Below are 15,467 nucleotides of genomic sequence, written 5' to 3' on the forward strand. Positions count from 1 at the left end.
CCACGTAAGGGAGGTTTCCCCATGTTCGATATTTTCAACTATGTGCCGTTCATGTTCCTTATCGTCCTGCTGATCATGTTCGTGGCCAGCGCCGTGAGGATTCTCCCCGAATACGAGCGGGGGGTGCTGTTCCGGCTCGGCCGCCTGGCCGGGGCGCGGGGGCCGGGGCTGTTCTTCATCATCCCGGGGGTCGACAAGCTGGTGCGGGTGTCCCTGCGGACCGTGGCCCTGGATGTGCCCCCCCAGGACGTCATCACCCACGACAACGTAACTGTCAAGGTGTCTGCGGTCATCTACTTCCGGGTCATGGAGCCCCAGAAGGCCATCGTGGAGGTGGAGAACTACCTGTACGCCACCAGCCAGCTGGCCCAGACCACCCTGCGGAGCGTCCTGGGGCAGGTGGAGCTGGATGAGCTCCTGGCCAACCGGGAAAAGATCAACAAGGAGCTCCAGGAAATCCTGGACCGCCACACGGGGCCCTGGGGAGTCAAGGTGACCGCCGTGGAGGTGAAGAACATCGACCTCCCCCAGGAGATGCTCCGGGCCATTGCCAAGCAGGCCGAGGCCGAGCGGGAGCGGCGGGCCAAGATCATCCATGCCGACGGCGAGTACCAGGCGTCGGAAAAGCTGGCCCAGGCGGCAAAGGTCCTGGCCGCCGAGCCCACCTCGCTTCAGCTCCGTTACCTCCAGACCCTCACCGAGGTGGCCGCGGAGAAGAACTCCACCACCATCTTCCCGGTTCCCATCGACCTCATCAAGATGTTCATGGACAGGATCGGGACGGACAAGGACGCGCCGAAATCCTGATGTCCCGGGGTGCAGATACAAAAAAGGCCCGTCGCTGTGGACGGGCCTTTTTTGCGTGCTGGCGTAAGCCGCGAGTCGGTGAGGGCTACTTGGCCATCTCGATCTTGGCAGCTTTCTTCAGGTTCTCCACGTACTCGTTGATCCCTTCCTGAACCTTCTGCTGCTTCAGGAACTGAACGATCCGGTCCTTGGTCTCCTCGAACTTGACGGTCTCGGCGGGGCGCTTGTCGGTCAGCTTGATGATGTGGTAGCCGAACTGGGTCTCGACCACATCGCTCACCTCGCCGGGCTTCATGGCGAAGGCGGCCTTCTCGAACGGGGGAACCATCTGGCCCTTGCCGAAGAAGCCCAGATCGCCGCCCTGGGGTGCGCTGGGACAGCCGGACTCCTTCTTGGCCACCTCGGCGAAGTCGGCGCCGCCCTTCACCTGCTTCAGGATCGCCTCGGCCTTTTCCTTGGCCTTCTTCTTGTCGTCGGCGGAAGCGTTGGGCTCCACCTTGATCAGGATGTGGCTCGCCTTCACCGTCTCGTCCCGCTTGAACTTGTCGATGTTGTCGTTATAGAACTTCTTGGCCTCTTCGTCGGACACGGTGGTCTTGGCCACGACGTCTTTTTCGATCAGATTGTTGATGACCAGGTCTTCCCGGGCGAAGGTCTCGACGTCCTTCTCGGTCATGTCCATGCTCTTGAGGGTCTTCAGGTACTCTTCCTGTGAGGGGAAGCGGGCCTTGCTCTGGCTTACCCGCTCCTGGATCTGCTTGTCCAGGTCCTTGATTTCCTGTTTTCTGCCGGCCTGGTAGAGGAGTTCCTTGGCGATGAGCTGGCTCACCGCCGCCTCTTCAACCTTCTGGGCGATATCGGGAGTCACGGGCTGGGTCATCCGGTTCTGGGACATGAGGACTTTCTTTGCCCGGTCAACCTCGGCGCGGGTTATGGCTACGCCGTTGACCTTCGCCACCACCGCCGTCGGGTCGAGGGGGGCAACGTTCTTTTCTTCCTGCTTGGCCGGGGCCGCCGCAGGCTTGTCGGTTTTGTCTTCTTTCTTGGCGGGTGTCGCCTCCGCCCCGATCGCCGCTCCGGAGAGTGCAACCAGTGCCGCGAGGGAGAGGATGTTCGCACGCAGTGTCTTCGTCAGGTTCATTGCAGTCAAATCTCCTTTGGTAGGGTGCAAAGCGTTTTAATACTATCACTATATGTGTATTTGTGTAACGAAAAAAGTTGTTCCGGGCCGTCCGGCGCCGGCAGCCGCGCCGGCGGAAGGCGGCCGCGACCGCGGCTGTTCGTGAGGAAGCAGGGAATGATTTGGTTGATTTTAGAACGGAAGTTTATCGTTGACAACTTATGGGCAATCTGATTTATTCATCTTCTCGTTTACAGTCGTGTAACTATATAAAATAACGAAATAATTTTAGTTTGGCTAAAGTTTTAATTAGGTTGTATTTGTTTTATTTTAGGTAAAAACCGGGGAGGTTCCGATGGAAAAGAGAAAGTTCAGAAAAGTAATGGCCGCCAACCGCGGAGAGATCGCGATCCGCATCTTCCGGGCCTGCACTGAGCTGGGGATCAGCACGGTGGCCATCTACTCGGAGGAGGACAAGCTGTCCCTCCACCGCTACAAGGCGGACGAGGCCTACCTGGTGGGCAAGGGGAAGGCCCCCATCGATGCCTACCTGGGGATCGACGAGATCATCTCCATTGCCAAGCGGGCGGACGTGGACGCCATTCACCCGGGCTACGGCTTCCTTTCGGAGAATGCCGAGTTCGCCGAGGCGTGCGAACGGGCCGGCATCGCCTTTATCGGTCCCCGGGCCGAGATGCAGCGGGCCCTGGGTGACAAGGTCTCGGCCCGCAAGGTGGCCATTGCCGCCGAGGTGCCCGTGGTTCCCGGAACCGAGGAGCCCATCGAGCACGAGGAAGAAGCGCTCATCTTCGCCAAACAGCACGGCTATCCCATCATCATCAAGGCGGCTGCCGGCGGCGGCGGCCGGGGCATGCGGGTGGCCCGCAACAAGAAAGAGCTGCTGGAGGGGCTGGTGGCGGCCCGCAGCGAGGCCAAGGCCGCCTTCGGCAACCCGGCGGTCTTCCTGGAGCGCTACCTGGAGAATCCCAAGCACATCGAGGTGCAGGTGCTGGGGGACCACCACGGCAACCTGGTCCACTTCTACGAGCGCGACTGCTCCATCCAGCGCCGTCACCAGAAGGTGGTGGAGTTCGCGCCGTCGCTCTCCCTGACCCAGAAGCTGCGCGACGAGATCTGCAACGCGGCCCTCAAGATCGCGGGCCAGGTGGGCTATGTGAACGCCGGCACCGTGGAATTCCTGCTGGACCAGGAGGGGAACTGGTACTTCATCGAGATGAACCCCCGGATCCAGGTGGAGCACACGGTCACCGAGATGATCACCGGCAGGAACCTGGTTCAGGCCCAGATCCTCATCGCCGAGGGGAAGAAGCTTTCGGACCCTCCCATCAACGTCCCGAACCAGTCGGCCATCGCCATGCGGGGCTACGCCATCCAGTGCCGGATCACCACCGAGGACCCGTCCAACAACTTTGCCCCGGATTTCGGCACCATCACCACCTACCGCTCCTCGGCCGGCTTCGGGGTGCGGCTCGACGCGGGCAACGCCTTCACCGGTTCGGTCATCACCCCCCATTACGACTCGCTTCTGGTGAAGGTCACCTCGTGGGGGCTCACCTTTGACGAGGCGGCCCACATCATGAACCGCTCCCTCCAGGAGTTCCGGGTCCGGGGCGTGAAGACCAATATCCCGTTCCTGGAGAACGTTGTCACCCATCCGGTTTTCCTGGCCGGCACCTGCGACACGTCATTCATCGAGAAGCACCCGGAGCTTCTGGCCATCAGCGAGAAGAAGGACCGGGCCACCAAGGTGCTCAATTTCCTGGGCGACGTCATCGTGAACGGGTCCCCCGGCGTTGCCAAGCCTCTGAAGTCCGCGGAGATGATCGAAGCGCGGGTGCCCGAGGTGGACTACACGGTTCCCCGGCCCGCCGGTTCCCGCGACCTGTTCATGAAGCTCGGCGCCGAGGGGCTTTCCAAGTGGATCCTCGAACAGAAAAAACTCCTCATCACCGACACCACCATGCGGGACGCCCACCAGTCGCTCCTGGCGACCCGGGTCCGCACCTATGACCTGCTGAAGATCGCCGAGCCCACCTCGTACCTGGGTGCCGGGCTCTTCTCGCTGGAGTGCTGGGGCGGCGCAACCTTCGACGTCTCCATGCGCTTTTTGAAGGAGGATCCCTGGCAGCGGCTCCACAAACTCTCGGAGGCGATCCCCAACATCCTCTTCCAGATGCTCCTGCGGGGCTCCAACGCCGTGGGCTACACCAACTATCCCGACAACGTGGTGCAGCGCTTCGTGGAGGAGGCCGCCGCCAGCGGCGTCGACATCTTCCGGGTCTTTGATTCCCTCAACTGGACCAGGGGCATGGCCGTGGCCATGGAGGCGGTGCGCAAGACCGGCAAGATCTGCGAGGCTGCCATCTGCTACACCGGCGACATCACCGATCCCAAGCGGGACAAGTATCCGCTGGAATACTACGTGGCCATGGCCAAGGAACTGGAGCAGATGGGCGCCCACATCCTGGCCATCAAGGACATGGCGGGGCTGCTCAAGCCCATGGCCGCCCACAAGCTGGTGAAGGCCCTCAAGGAGAACATCGGCATCCCGGTCCACCTCCATACCCACGATACCTCCTCCAACGGCAACGCCACGCTGCTCATGGCCTGCCAGGCCGGGGTCGACATCGTGGACGCGGCCCTCTCCTCCATCTCCGGCCTCACGGCCCAGCCGAACCTGAACGCGCTCCTGGCCGCCCTCAAGGGGACCGAGTGGGACCCGGCCCTGGACGACGAGGGGCTCCAGCACCTGGCCAACTACTGGGAGACGGTGCGGGACTACTACACCCCCTTCGAATCGGGGCTCAAGAGCGGCACTGCCGAGGTCTACCACCACGAGATCCCCGGCGGCCAGTACTCCAACTACAAGCCCCAGGTGGCCGGTCTCGGCCTGCTGGACCGGTGGGAGGAGTGCAAGGAGATGTACTTCAAGGTCAACAGGCTCTTTGGCGACATCGTCAAGGTGACCCCCTCCTCCAAGGTGGTGGGCGACATGGCCATGTTCCTGGTGAAAAACAACCTGGACGTGGACGACGTCTTCACCAAGGGGGACGAGCTCAGCTTCCCCGAGTCGGTAGTGGGGATGTTCAAGGGGATGCTGGGCCAGCCCTACCAGGGGTGGCCCGCTGAGCTGCAGAAGATCATCCTCAAGGGAGAAGAGCCGATCACCTGCCGCCCCGGCGAGCTCCTGGAGCCGGCCGACTTCGAAGAGAAGCGCCTGGAGGCCGAGACCAAGGTGGGGCACGCGGTGAACGACAAGGATCTCATGTCGTACCTGCTCTACCCTCATGTCTACCCCGAGTTCGACAAGCACCGTCAGGAGTATTCGGACACCTCGGTCATCCCGACCCCCATCTTCTTCTACGGCCTGGAGCCGGGGCAGGAGACCTCCATCGACATCGAGCCGGGCAAGACCCTCATCATCAAGCTCAACGCCGTCGGCAAGGTGCATCCGGACGGTACCCGCCACATCTTCTTCGAGCTTAACGGCCAACAGCGGCAGGTGGTGGTGCGCGACCAATCGGTGCAGACCGACGAGGCCGAGCGGGAAAAGGCCGACAAGGGGAACGCCAAGCATATCGGCGCGCCCATGCCCGGCAAGGTCCTGAAGCTCAATGTGAAGGCGGGCGACGTCGTGAAGGCGGGAGACGTCCTCATGGTTACCGAGGCCATGAAGATGGAGACCAACATCAAGGCGAAAGAAGACGGCGCCGTTGCCGAGGTGAAGTTCAAGGAAGGCGACAAGGTGGAAAAAGAAGATCTGGTGATCGTGATGGCATAGCGAATCGTAGCGAAAAACACTCGAAACCGTCACGGGAACGTGGTATTAAAGGGGGGCCGCCAATGAGGCGGCTCCCCTTTTTTCGATGACGGTGCCGGATTTCGCGAACATACGGGGACACAACCCAATCCCAGCAAGGAAGGAGAAGCGCTCGTGTCAAAGAAGCCCGAAGTAACCTTCAAGTACATCTTTACCTACGATTACAACCCGGTCTATGTGAATGGCGCCCATGGCGGCATCTCCCCCCGGGGCGACCTGGTCGTGAACTTCTATCTCGAGCGCCCGCCGCTCCCCAACGAAGTTACCCACGAACTGACCCCCAGCGGCACCATCGGCGCCGAGACCAGCGTGGAGCCGGAAGACTTCGCCCAGAGCCTTGTCCGTTTCGTTCCCACCGGCGTGGTGCTCAACTACCACACTGCCCGTGAACTCCACCACTGGCTCGGCGAGAAGGTCCGCGAGCTGGATGCCCTGGAGCAGCACAAGGCCGCCCTGCGGGCCGCCGCCCAGCAGCCCGGCGACGAGGACGTGCAGCACTGAGGTTGACGGGAAGGCGGGGGGCGGACAGGGTGCCGCCTCCCGTTTTTTTGTTCTTCGGAGCGGCACCATCCGGAGAATTTTCCGAAGGGAGAATAGCATGATGAGCGTTGCACGAATCGTTGCGGCCGGGGCCCTCGGCCTTCTTCTTGCCGCACCGGTGGCGGTTTTTGCCGACGAGTCCGGGGCGATCCCCCTGCCTCCTCCCCGGACGGAGGGGGGCAAGCCCCTCATGGATGCCCTGCGGGAACGGAAGAGCTCCCGGGAGTTCAGCAAAGAGGCTCTGTCTCCGCGCCGGCTTTCGGACCTGCTCTGGGCCGCCTTCGGCATCAACCGGCCCGATACGGGGGGACGGACCGCCCCCTCCGCCATGAACCGGCAGGAAATCGACATCTATGTCGCGACCGCCGACGGCTTGTATCTCTATGACGCCCGGGGCCACCGGCTTATCCGGAAGGGCACCGGGGACATCCGCGAGTTGACCGGCCAGCAGCCCTTCGTGGTCGGCGCGCCCGTGAACCTGATCTACGTGGCCGATTACGGCAGGATGGGCGAGGCCAGGGGCGAGGACAAGGCGTTCTACGCGGCCGTCGCAACCGGCGCCGTCAGCCAGAACGTCTACCTCTTCTGCGCCTCGGAAGGGCTTGCCACCGTGGTTCGTGCGTCCCTGGACGCCCCGGCCCTGGCAAAGGCCATGGGGCTGCGCAACGAGCAGCGGATCGTACTTGCCCAGTCCGTGGGTCTGTCCGGGACAAAGGCGGAACCCGCGAAGCCGGCGGTAAAACGGACCCCAGCGCCGGAGGCCATTTGGTCGACTCCCGCCCGGGTCGACGGCCCCCCCACCTCGGGGGCGCCCGAGGATGCGGTCACGGCACCGCCCCAAACGCCTGCGACGACGTCGCCCAACCCCCTCGGCCAGCCGAAGCTGACCATCGAGAAGCCGACGGAATACTGATCGTCTTTCACATCAGGCCGCGATCAGCACACACGAAAAAGCCTGCCGGAGATCCGGCAGGCTTTTGTGCGTCGTGGAGCAGCGTCCGTTATTTCTGGCTTGCGGCCAGGGCCTGATCCACATCGGCGATGATGTCGTCGATGTGCTCGATGCCGACGGAAAGCCGGATCAGGTCCGGGGTGACGCCCGACGCAGCCTGCTGCTCGGGGGTCAGTTGGCGGTGGGTGGTGCTGGCCGGGTGAAGCACGCAGCTGCGGGCGTCCCCCACGTGGACCACCAGCGCCACCAGTTTGCACGCCTCCATGAACTTCTTGCCCGCCTCGGCACCTCCCTTGATGCCGAAGGTGAGGACGCCGCTGCACCCCAGGGGCAGGTACTTTTTCGCCCGGTCATGGCTGGCGTGGCTGGGAAGGCCCGGATACTTGACCCAGCTGACCGAGGGATGGCTTTCCAGGAACCGGCCCAGGGCCAGGGCGTTGTCGCTGTGGCGCTGCATCCGGAGCGGCAGGGTCTGGAGCCCCTGGGTGAAGAGGAAGGCGTTGAAGGGGCTCGGCGTCGTGCCCAGGTCGCGCATGAGCTGGACCCGCGCCTTGATGATGTAGGCCATGCGGCCGAAGGTCTTCACGTACTGGAGCCCATGATAGGAGGCGTCGGGCTCGGTCAGCTCCGGGAAGCGGCCGTTGCCCCAGTCGAAGTTGCCCCCGTCCACGATGATGCCGCCGACGCTGGTGGCGAGGCCGTCGATGTACTTGGTGGCCGAGTGGACCACCACGTTGGCCCCGTGCTCGAAGGGGCGGCAGAGGTAGGGGGTGGCGAAGGTGCTGTCGATGATGAGGGGCACCCCTTTTTCTTTGGCGACGGCGGAAAATTTCTCGAAGTCCAGCACGTTCAGCCCCGGATTGCCGATGGTCTCGGCAAAGAGCGCCTTGGTGTTGGGGCGGAAGGCGGCCAGGATCTCGTCGGCCGGGGCTTCCGGGTCCACGAAGGTCACCTCGATCCCCATCTTGGGCAGGGTGCAGGCGAAGAGGTTGTAGGTGCCGCCGTAGAGGGTGCTGGCGGTCACGAAGTGCTGGCCCGCCTGGCAGATGTTGAAGATGGAAAGGGTGGTGGCCGCCTGGCCCGCCGAGGTGGCCAGGGCGCCGACGCCCCCTTCCATCATGGCCAGCTTCTGCTCGAAGGCGTCGGTGGTGGGGTTGCCGATGCGGGTATAGAAGTAGCCGGCCTCCTCCAGGTCGAAGAGTTTCGTCACGTGGTCCGCGCTGTCATACTTGAAGGTGGTGCTCTGGCAGATGGTGACGACGCGGGGGTCGCCCGATTTGGGAGTATAGCCCCCCTGGATGGCCTGGGTCTCGATCTTCCACGAACTGCTCATGGCGGTCTCCTTTCAACGATGGTGAGGCCGCGATGATACCAGAGAAACGCCGTTCGGGAAACGGGGAAATAGCAAGGTGCCGCCGAAGGATCAGTGGAGTTCCATCTCCCGCGCCACCTGGCCGAGCATCCGGCGGACGGTCCGCTCATCCACGAAGTTGAGGAGGTTCCCCTTGCCGAAATCCACGTCGGTCCAATCCTGCCCGCTGCGGATGGTCACGGGCATCTCGCTGACCCCGTTCCCCAGGAGCCCGTGGAGAACGTGCATCGCGCCGCCGCTGCGACGGGGATGCTCGCTCCGGCGAAGTTCGAAGTAGACGGCCTGGTCGAATTGGTCCGTGGTGAGATAGATCATGGCGCACCTCCCGGTTGTGTGATGATGACAGTAAAACCGATATGTGCGACACAATATGTCGTATATAGTGTTGTGAGAGCCGCCGCGCCACTTCGCTCCGTGTGCCGCCCGCACCGCCGCTTCGTCGGCGCGTCAGCCCTCACGAATTCAGGTCGCTATATAAAAAGAGGCCCCCATCATGTCGCTCCGGATGGGGGCCTGCCAGGATTGCGGCGTGGCGAAACCAGGTTCAGCAGGCGGCGTTGTCCAGCCTGAACTTGCTCACCATGCTGGTGAGCTTGGTCATCTGCTGGCCGAGTTTGTGCGATACTTCCGACGACTTGAGCGCGCTGTCCGCGTTCTGCCTGGTGATGGTGGTGATGTGGTTGACGGAGCGGCTGATCTGCTCGATGGCGCTCGCCTGTTCCTGGCTGCTCTGGGAGATGTCCTCGGTCAGGGCGCAGATCGTCGTTGCCCCGGTTACCGCCTCGGTGAGGTGGACGTCGATCTTGCGGGACAGGTCCTCTCCCCGCCGGGCCTGCTCGACCGATGTCTTGATGAGCGTGTCGGTCTGCCGCGCCGCATCGGTGGAACGCTTGGCCAGTTGGCGGATCTCCTCGGTCAGCACCTGGAAGTCGTTGCCGGCACCTTCCACGTGGGCCGCCGAGATCGCCGCGTTCACTCCCAGCAGGCCTGAGCTGGAGGCCACGCTCTTCAATTCGCGAATCAGTTCCAGGTACTCGCTTTCAAGCGCATCGCCCGTGTCCCCGCTCTCCCCGTTGGGGGTGAGAGTGGCCCGGCGCCGGAAGTCATGGAGCCGTGTTACGGCGTCCTCGCACCGTTTCGACAGGTTCCTGATTTCAGAGGCAACCACGCTGAAGCCGTTGGCGGAGGAGCGGATCAGGGTGGCCTTGCTGGTGGCGTTGGAGGAGAGCTGGTCGGTTTCCTTGGCAATGGAGTCGATCTGCTGGACAATGCCCACGGTGTTGTCCGCCGCGCTCCGGATCTGCCCCATGGCCTGGAGCATCTGGTCCATGACCGACTTGGCCGTTTTGATGGACTCGGCGGAGCCGCCGGCGGCCTGGCGGGCGTCAATGGTGCTCCGGGCGCTCTTCTGGGAGGTGGCGGCGATGTGATCGAGCACGTTGGACGTTTCGGTCAGCTGCGTCTCCTGCTCCCGGGCCCCCTGGGTCACCAGCTGGCTGCTGTCGGCGATCTGCCCGCTGACGGTGGAGACCAGATCTACCGTTTCGGTCATCTGGGTCACGGCCGAGTGGAGCGATTCCGCGGTGGAGTTCATGGCCTTCTTGATGGCGGCGTGCTCGCCGTGGTATTTCCCCCGCATCCGGGCGCTCAGGTCGTACTCGGCCAGGTGGCGGAGCACGGTTCCCGCCTCGTTCACCGGGTCGATGACCGCGTCGAGGGTGCCGTTCACCCCCTTGATCAGATCGCGCCAGATCCCCTCGAAATCCCAGTCGTTGCCCCGGGTCTGGAGTCTTCCCTCGCCGATGTTGCCGATCAGGTGCTGGGTCTCGCTGTGGAGGCCGTAGAGGGTGGCCAGGAGGGTGTTGAGGTTGCGCTTGAGGTTGTTGTACTCCCCGGCGTAGTCGTCAATGACAAAGGGAGGGATCCTGCCGTGGGCGATCTCGTCGATGGCGCCGGCGGCCAGGCGCAGCGGCGTCACCAGGGTGTCCAGCATCCGGTTGACCATGAGAACCAGTGCGGCGTCGTCGCCGGCGAACTGCGCAGGGTCCCCCCGTTCGTCGAGTCTTCCGTGCATCATGGCCTCGGCAAGTCGCTGGATTTCACGGTGCAGGGTCACTTCCGCTGGTTTGGCGCCTGATTTCTTCATGTCAGATTCCTTGTCCGAGAGTATGGAGATAGTTACGGATCAGGGCGACGGCCGGTTCTATGGCTGATGCCACCTCCGGCGACATGGCGTCGCGGGGCCGGTCGAAGCAGCGCCCCTCGATTCCCACCAGGGTCACCGTCGGCGGCAGCCGCTCCGGGTAGAGGAGCTTCCCGATGTCCATGGTTTCCTTCAGGCCGATGGAATGGGCCGAGATGGACCCGCCCCCGAAATTCGGGAGTTCGTCCCACGCAAGGTGGTGGATCGTCCCGGCCGGTGCGCCGAACTGGACCGCGTCCACCACGATCATGGCCGCTTCCCCGCCGGCCAGGTAGTCCAGGAGGGCGATCCCGCCCACGGCCGCGTAGTGGAGCCGCACGCCCGCGGGGAGGGGCGCCCCGGCCAGCCGCCGGTGGATCTCGTACCCCACGGCGTCGTCAGCCACCAGGTCGTTGCCGACGCAGACCACCACGACCCCCGGAGCCGCTACTGGGTCCTGAGGTTCAGTCGGCACTGGTCCCCGCATGACACGACCTCCGATTTCACCGGGCGGCAGATGAGCTCGTTCAGGATGCCGTCCAGGTAGGCGTGGAAGAGGCGGCACAGGGCCGTACCCATGGTGAGGCCCCGCTTGGCGCAGACCTCCCGCAGGACGCAGTGGTCGAACAGGAGGGTGCGCTCGGTGCCGTCCCCCTCCAGCCGGAACCGGTAGCCGGCTTCCATGCGGGAGTTGAGGATCGCCACGACCTCGTCCAGGGTGGGGTTGGTCAGGTGGACCGGCAGCTTCCGCGCCATCTCCCGACCGGCGATCCGGCCCACCGAGGCCGTTGCCCCGCCCATGACGTTGTCGACGGTGGCGGCGAAGATGTCCAGCAGGAAGGCCACTTCCGTGGCGGCGTTGACGTGGTCGTCAAGGGTGACCTGTTCGGTGATCGCGCTCATATGAACTTCTCCATCTTGGTGCAGAAGGCCAGATCGCGGTAGAAGTTCTTGACCACGTGATAGTTCTCCTGGCCGATGGCCCCCGAGGGGCAGATATAGGCGCAACTCAGGCAGGCGATGCAGTCCTCCTGGTGCTCCACCACGCAGAGCCGCTTTTCCTCGTCAAAGGCAAAGACCGTGGTGGGACAGATGTCGACGCACATCCGGCAGCCCCGGCACGCCTCTTCATGGACCTTGATCTCGACCATCAGCAGTTCCTCCGGATGACGCGGGGCCTTGCGGCACGGTTCACGACGATTTCCAGGGGCATGGCGCCCAGGGCATGGGTGGCGCAGGAGAGGCAGGGGTCGTAGCAGCGGATGCCGAACTCAACCGCATTGAGCAGCGCCTGGTCGTCGGGGCGGTTGATGACGTGGGATGTGGCGGCCTGGGCGATCATGGCGTTGATCAGGGCGTAATTCTGCTGGGTCGCCACGATCAGGTTCGCCGCCCGGACAATGCCGTTCTCGTCGATTTCATAGTCGTGGATCAGGGTGCCCCGGGGCGCCTCCACGTGCCCCACGCCCCGGCCGCCGGAGAAGGTGACCGGCACCCGGGTCTCGCCGTGGATGGCCGGATCGGCCATGATTTCCCCGGCCCGCTCGGTGCAGTGGAGGAGCTCGATGAGACGGGCCCAGGGCTGGAGCGCATTGGCGTGGCAGGGACGGCCCACGGTACGGATGAACTCTTCCCGCTCCCGGTCCGCCAGGGGGGTGCCGTAGCGCTCGGAGACGTTGAGCCGGGCCAGGGGGCCCACCCGGTAGTCGTGGCGATTGTCCCCGTCCACAAAGGAAACCTGCTTCATGTAGGAGAACTCCACCGCCGACTCGGACATGTACGAATCGTAATCGGCCGAGGGGAACCGGGCCTTCAGGGCGCCGCCCTCATCCACGGCCCGGATCTCGCCGTTTACCAGGGCCAGGGTGCCGTCGGCCTTGACCGTGCCGACGCTCCAGGCCGGGGCGACCCACTGCTGCAGCATGGCCGGATGGGTGTCGAGCATCTTCATCAGGAGCTGCTTCACCACGGGCGCCAGTTCCAGCACAAGGTCGCGGGCCTCGTTGATCCAGGCGTTGAGCTGCCGCTCCCGGTCGGCGTCGAGCACGAAGGCGATCCCGCCGGCCACCGAGGTGACGGGGTGGGTGCCCCGCCCGCCGACCAGCTCGTTGATCTTCTGGCCGATGGAGCGGCACTGGAGGGCCTTCTTGGCGATATCCGGGGCCGCCTGCACCACCCCGACCACGTTGCGGACGGCGGGGTCGGCGTCGAGGCCCAGGACCAGGTCGGGGCCCTGCAGCACGAACAGGGAGAGGCAGTGGGAGTGGATCACGTGCCCCATGTACATGAGTTCGCGCAGCAGTTTCGCGGCCGGTGGCGGCTCCACGCCCGCGGCATTGTCCAGGGCGTTGGTGGCGGCCAGGTGGTGGGCCGTGGGGCAGACCCCGCAGATGCGGGCCGTGACCAGGGGCATCCGGTCCGCGTCCATGCCGGTCAGGATCTTCTCGAAACCGCGCAGCTCGTTCACCACGAGCCCCGCGGCCGTGAGCCCACCCGCATCGTCCAGGTCGATGAAGACCCGCGCGTGCCCCTCGATGCGGGTGACGGGATCAATGGTTATGGTCTTGTTCATAGTCGTCTCGTTCCTCGTCGGTCCATTTCCGGATCAGGAAGGTGGGCTTCTCGCCGATCATGGGGGTGGCCATGGTGTAGGAATAGTGGGTCTTGGCCGTCCGCTCGATTTCCCGGACAATGGACTCGCGCGGGATGCTGGTCAGGCGCGACATCCGCTCGGCGATCTCGGTCCTGATGTCGCGGTTGGGCTCGGCCAGCACCTGCATGGTGGCGCCGGCGCAGCCGCTGCACGGGATGCCGTTCAGGGGGCAGGGGGACATGCAGCGGTCCAGGGTCACCGACCCCATGCAGAGGTAGCCCTGGCTCAGGAAGCAGCGGTCCGGGTCGGGAACCCCTTCCGAATTCTTCCTGATCCGGTCCACCTCGGTCTTTTCCATGGTTCTCCGGCAGCGGGCGCAGACCGTCTCCCGGTTGGCGATACGGGGCGAGCGTCCTTCCAGGAGCGCCAGGAGGGCATCGAAGACAAAGGCCGGGTGGGGGGCGCAGCCCGGGAGGTAGAGGTCCACGTCGATCACGCTGTCCAGCGGCGATACGGACGGCTCCAGGGCCGACACTTCCCTCGTGGGCGGAGTGGTGGTCGCCGTGGTCTTGTTGCCGGTGTAGACCGTGTCCATGATCTCCTGGCAGGAGTGGACGTTGCCGGCCCCGGCGATCCCGCCGTACACGGCGCAGGAGCCCCAGGCAATGATCAGGTCGCAGCTCTTGCGCATCTCCATGGCCGCGTGGCGGTCGTGCTCGGTCCGGATGGCGCCGGAGACCAGCCCCACTTTCGCCTTGGGGTAATCCTTCACGTCGGTCAGAACCGGGCAGCGCTGGATGGTGACCGAGTCCAGGACCGACAGGATCTTTTCGTGCAGGTCCACGATGGCGATATGGCAGCCGGAGCAGTCGCTGAGCCATTCCAGGTTGATCGGGACGGTGCTCACGGTTTCTCCTCCCTTTTCTTGTGGATCACCAGCCGCTTCAGGCAGGCGTTCTCGCCGGCGTGCATGATCTCCAGGGTCGAATCGACCCCCATCACGTTCAGGAGCGCGCCGGAGAAGAACCCGAACATCATGGTGCAGAGGGAGCCCTTCTGGTGGTGCCCGAATCGGAACAGGGACTGGCGGATCATGCAGTCCCGGAAGACCAGGTGGATATCCTCGTCGCCGTTGTCGGTGGCCTGGATCAGGGCCGGCCGGTCGTGGGCCTGGAACGTCTCGAAGTGCCAGAGGCAGTTGTTGTCCTGGAGCACCGTGCGGACGGCGGCCAGGGCCTCTTCCACGTCGTCGGTCTTCCGGATGTCGGCGGAAAACTGCATGCCGAGCCGCTTGCCGGCTAGGTAGGTGATGCTGTTGGCGGATTCGCCGATGGCCTCCTCCATGCCGCTGGCGATGGCGCCGAGAAACGTCATGGTTTCCTGGAGGGCGGCTCGGGTAGTCATGAGGTCGGACATGGTCAGGCCACTCCTGTCAGATTGGTGAGTTCATCCTCGGAAAACAGCCGCTCGATATCGAGCACGATGATCAGGCGGTCTCCCATGGAGGCAACGCCCGTTATGGCCTCGCCGCCCTGGTCGCCAACGCCGGTGGGGGGTGGGGAAACGGCATCCCGCGGCACCTTCAGCACCTGGCTCAGGGCATCCACGGTAAAACCGACGGTCGTGCTCCCGGCGGCGGCGACGATCACCACCTTTTCCGATTCGTCCACCGTGCACTCGCCGGTGATGTTGAACCGTTTGCGGAAGTCGATGATGGGGACAACCGCGCCCCGCAGGTTGATGATCCCCTCCACGTGGGGCGGGGCGCTGGGCACGGCGGTGATGGGAACGGTCCGGATGACTTCCCGGACCTTGAGGATCTCGAAGCAGTACTCTTCACTCCCCACGGAGAACACAACCACCTGCAGGGGGGCACCTGCTGTCGCGCTTCCGGTCGATAGGGTCGGCAGAGTCGTCATGGGGGAAAACCCGTCCTTTCAGTGCCACAATGGAACCGAACTGCTCGATTTGTCTCTGCAATCAAGAATAGTGCCGATATGTATACAAACGCTTTTCGGAGCGGCAGGTCGAAACTTTAGATCTAATTTCTAAAAATCGTC

At 64.0% G+C, this 15,467-nt stretch carries 15 protein-coding genes; 4 read left to right on the top strand and 11 right to left on the bottom strand.

The window, feature by feature from the left end; genetic code table 11:
• The first annotated feature begins 21 nt into the window (after positions 1 to 21).
• Entirely contained in the window at positions 22 to 807 is a 786-nt protein-coding gene (locus AABA48_RS02750) for a slipin family protein (RefSeq protein WP_010943067.1), read from the top strand.
• Positions 808 to 892: 85 nt separating this feature from the next.
• Here AABA48_RS02750 and AABA48_RS02755 read toward each other — a convergent pair whose 3' ends face one another.
• Positions 893 to 1,948 (bottom strand): peptidylprolyl isomerase, encoded by a 1,056-nt coding sequence (locus AABA48_RS02755; RefSeq protein WP_286352010.1) that lies wholly within the window; start codon positions 1,946 to 1,948, stop codon positions 893 to 895.
• A 334-nt stretch (positions 1,949 to 2,282) separates the two neighbouring features.
• On the opposite strand from AABA48_RS02755, the gene AABA48_RS02760 reads away from it, so the two are divergent.
• From AABA48_RS02760 to AABA48_RS02770, 3 genes are all read left to right on the top strand, one after another.
• Positions 2,283 to 5,729, top strand: a complete 3,447-nt coding sequence (locus AABA48_RS02760; RefSeq protein ID WP_338270993.1) for a pyruvate carboxylase — start codon at positions 2,283 to 2,285, stop codon at positions 5,727 to 5,729.
• A 153-nt stretch (positions 5,730 to 5,882) separates the two neighbouring features.
• On the top strand, positions 5,883 to 6,269 hold the full coding sequence (locus tag AABA48_RS02765; RefSeq protein ID WP_010943064.1) for a hypothetical protein: 387 nt from the start codon (positions 5,883 to 5,885) through the stop codon (positions 6,267 to 6,269).
• A gap of 97 nt (positions 6,270 to 6,366) precedes the next feature.
• The gene (locus AABA48_RS02770; RefSeq protein ID WP_010943063.1) at positions 6,367 to 7,221 is read left to right on the top strand and encodes a SagB/ThcOx family dehydrogenase; all 855 of its coding nucleotides are present in this window, start codon (positions 6,367 to 6,369) and stop codon (positions 7,219 to 7,221) included.
• Between the two features lie 88 nt (positions 7,222 to 7,309).
• Here the strand turns inward: AABA48_RS02770 and AABA48_RS02775 are convergent, their stop codons facing one another.
• From AABA48_RS02775 to AABA48_RS02820, 10 genes are all read right to left on the bottom strand, one after another.
• Positions 7,310 to 8,593, bottom strand: coding sequence for an O-acetylhomoserine aminocarboxypropyltransferase/cysteine synthase family protein (locus AABA48_RS02775; RefSeq protein ID WP_010943062.1), 1,284 nt, complete (start codon positions 8,591 to 8,593; stop codon positions 7,310 to 7,312).
• Positions 8,594 to 8,683: 90 nt separating this feature from the next.
• Positions 8,684 to 8,947: a hypothetical protein gene (locus tag AABA48_RS02780; RefSeq protein ID WP_324310934.1), complete on the bottom strand. Its 264-nt coding sequence runs from the start codon at positions 8,945 to 8,947 to the stop codon at positions 8,684 to 8,686.
• Positions 8,948 to 9,176: 229 nt separating this feature from the next.
• Complete coding sequence (locus tag AABA48_RS02785; protein ID WP_338270997.1) at positions 9,177 to 10,778, bottom strand: methyl-accepting chemotaxis protein; 1,602 nt, start codon at positions 10,776 to 10,778, stop codon at positions 9,177 to 9,179.
• Position 10,779: 1 nt separating this feature from the next.
• The gene (locus AABA48_RS02790; protein ID WP_286352016.1) at positions 10,780 to 11,301 is read right to left on the bottom strand and encodes a hydrogenase maturation protease; all 522 of its coding nucleotides are present in this window, start codon (positions 11,299 to 11,301) and stop codon (positions 10,780 to 10,782) included.
• Positions 11,262 to 11,717 carry a hypothetical protein gene (locus tag AABA48_RS02795; protein WP_010943058.1) on the bottom strand — a complete coding sequence of 152 codons (456 nt, stop codon included), beginning with the start codon at positions 11,715 to 11,717 and terminating at the stop codon, positions 11,262 to 11,264. The genes AABA48_RS02790 and AABA48_RS02795 overlap by 40 nt, the downstream gene beginning before the upstream one ends.
• Positions 11,714 to 11,965 carry a 4Fe-4S dicluster domain-containing protein gene (locus AABA48_RS02800; RefSeq protein WP_338271000.1) on the bottom strand — a complete coding sequence of 84 codons (252 nt, stop codon included), beginning with the start codon at positions 11,963 to 11,965 and terminating at the stop codon, positions 11,714 to 11,716. Before AABA48_RS02800 ends, AABA48_RS02795 begins: the two co-directional genes overlap by 4 nt.
• Positions 11,965 to 13,386, bottom strand: a complete 1,422-nt coding sequence (locus AABA48_RS02805; RefSeq protein ID WP_192905244.1) for a Ni/Fe hydrogenase subunit alpha — start codon at positions 13,384 to 13,386, stop codon at positions 11,965 to 11,967. The genes AABA48_RS02800 and AABA48_RS02805 overlap by 1 nt, the downstream gene beginning before the upstream one ends.
• Complete coding sequence (locus AABA48_RS02810) at positions 13,364 to 14,314, bottom strand: methyl viologen-reducing hydrogenase (protein ID WP_214302573.1); 951 nt, start codon at positions 14,312 to 14,314, stop codon at positions 13,364 to 13,366. The genes AABA48_RS02805 and AABA48_RS02810 overlap by 23 nt, the downstream gene beginning before the upstream one ends.
• Positions 14,311 to 14,823, bottom strand: coding sequence for a hypothetical protein (locus AABA48_RS02815; RefSeq protein ID WP_039643574.1), 513 nt, complete (start codon positions 14,821 to 14,823; stop codon positions 14,311 to 14,313). The genes AABA48_RS02810 and AABA48_RS02815 overlap by 4 nt, the downstream gene beginning before the upstream one ends.
• A 2-nt stretch (positions 14,824 to 14,825) precedes the next feature.
• Positions 14,826 to 15,326: a chemotaxis protein CheW gene (locus AABA48_RS02820; protein ID WP_286352020.1), complete on the bottom strand. Its 501-nt coding sequence runs from the start codon at positions 15,324 to 15,326 to the stop codon at positions 14,826 to 14,828.
• Positions 15,327 to 15,467 lie beyond the last annotated feature (141 nt).

Origin of the sequence: Geobacter sp. 60473 (genome assembly GCF_036323535.1) — a bacterium.
GTDB lineage: Bacteria > Desulfobacterota > Desulfuromonadia > Geobacterales > Geobacteraceae > Geobacter > Geobacter sulfurreducens.

What these genes read in the sequence shown, in the direction of transcription:
- AABA48_RS02820 (WP_286352020.1), bottom strand. Translation starts at nt 15,326, where the DNA reads ATGACGACTCTGCCGACCCTATCGACCGGAAGCGCGACAGCAGGTGCC.
- AABA48_RS02785 (WP_338270997.1), bottom strand. Translation starts at nt 10,778, where the DNA reads ATGAAGAAATCAGGCGCCAAACCAGCGGAAGTGACCCTGCACCGTGAA.
- AABA48_RS02815 (WP_039643574.1), bottom strand. Translation starts at nt 14,823, where the DNA reads ATGTCCGACCTCATGACTACCCGAGCCGCCCTCCAGGAAACCATGACG.
- AABA48_RS02800 (WP_338271000.1), bottom strand. Translation starts at nt 11,965, where the DNA reads ATGGTCGAGATCAAGGTCCATGAAGAGGCGTGCCGGGGCTGCCGGATG.
- AABA48_RS02770 (WP_010943063.1), top strand. Translation starts at nt 6,367, where the DNA reads ATGATGAGCGTTGCACGAATCGTTGCGGCCGGGGCCCTCGGCCTTCTT.
- AABA48_RS02805 (WP_192905244.1), bottom strand. Translation starts at nt 13,386, where the DNA reads ATGAACAAGACCATAACCATTGATCCCGTCACCCGCATCGAGGGGCAC.
- AABA48_RS02755 (WP_286352010.1), bottom strand. Translation starts at nt 1,948, where the DNA reads ATGAACCTGACGAAGACACTGCGTGCGAACATCCTCTCCCTCGCGGCA.
- AABA48_RS02795 (WP_010943058.1), bottom strand. Translation starts at nt 11,717, where the DNA reads ATGAGCGCGATCACCGAACAGGTCACCCTTGACGACCACGTCAACGCC.
- AABA48_RS02780 (WP_324310934.1), bottom strand. Translation starts at nt 8,947, where the DNA reads ATGATCTATCTCACCACGGACCAATTCGACCAGGCCGTCTACTTCGAA.
- AABA48_RS02790 (WP_286352016.1), bottom strand. Translation starts at nt 11,301, where the DNA reads ATGCGGGGACCAGTGCCGACTGAACCTCAGGACCCAGTAGCGGCTCCG.
- AABA48_RS02750 (WP_010943067.1), top strand. Translation starts at nt 22, where the DNA reads ATGTTCGATATTTTCAACTATGTGCCGTTCATGTTCCTTATCGTCCTG.
- AABA48_RS02760 (WP_338270993.1), top strand. Translation starts at nt 2,283, where the DNA reads ATGGAAAAGAGAAAGTTCAGAAAAGTAATGGCCGCCAACCGCGGAGAG.
- AABA48_RS02775 (WP_010943062.1), bottom strand. Translation starts at nt 8,593, where the DNA reads ATGAGCAGTTCGTGGAAGATCGAGACCCAGGCCATCCAGGGGGGCTAT.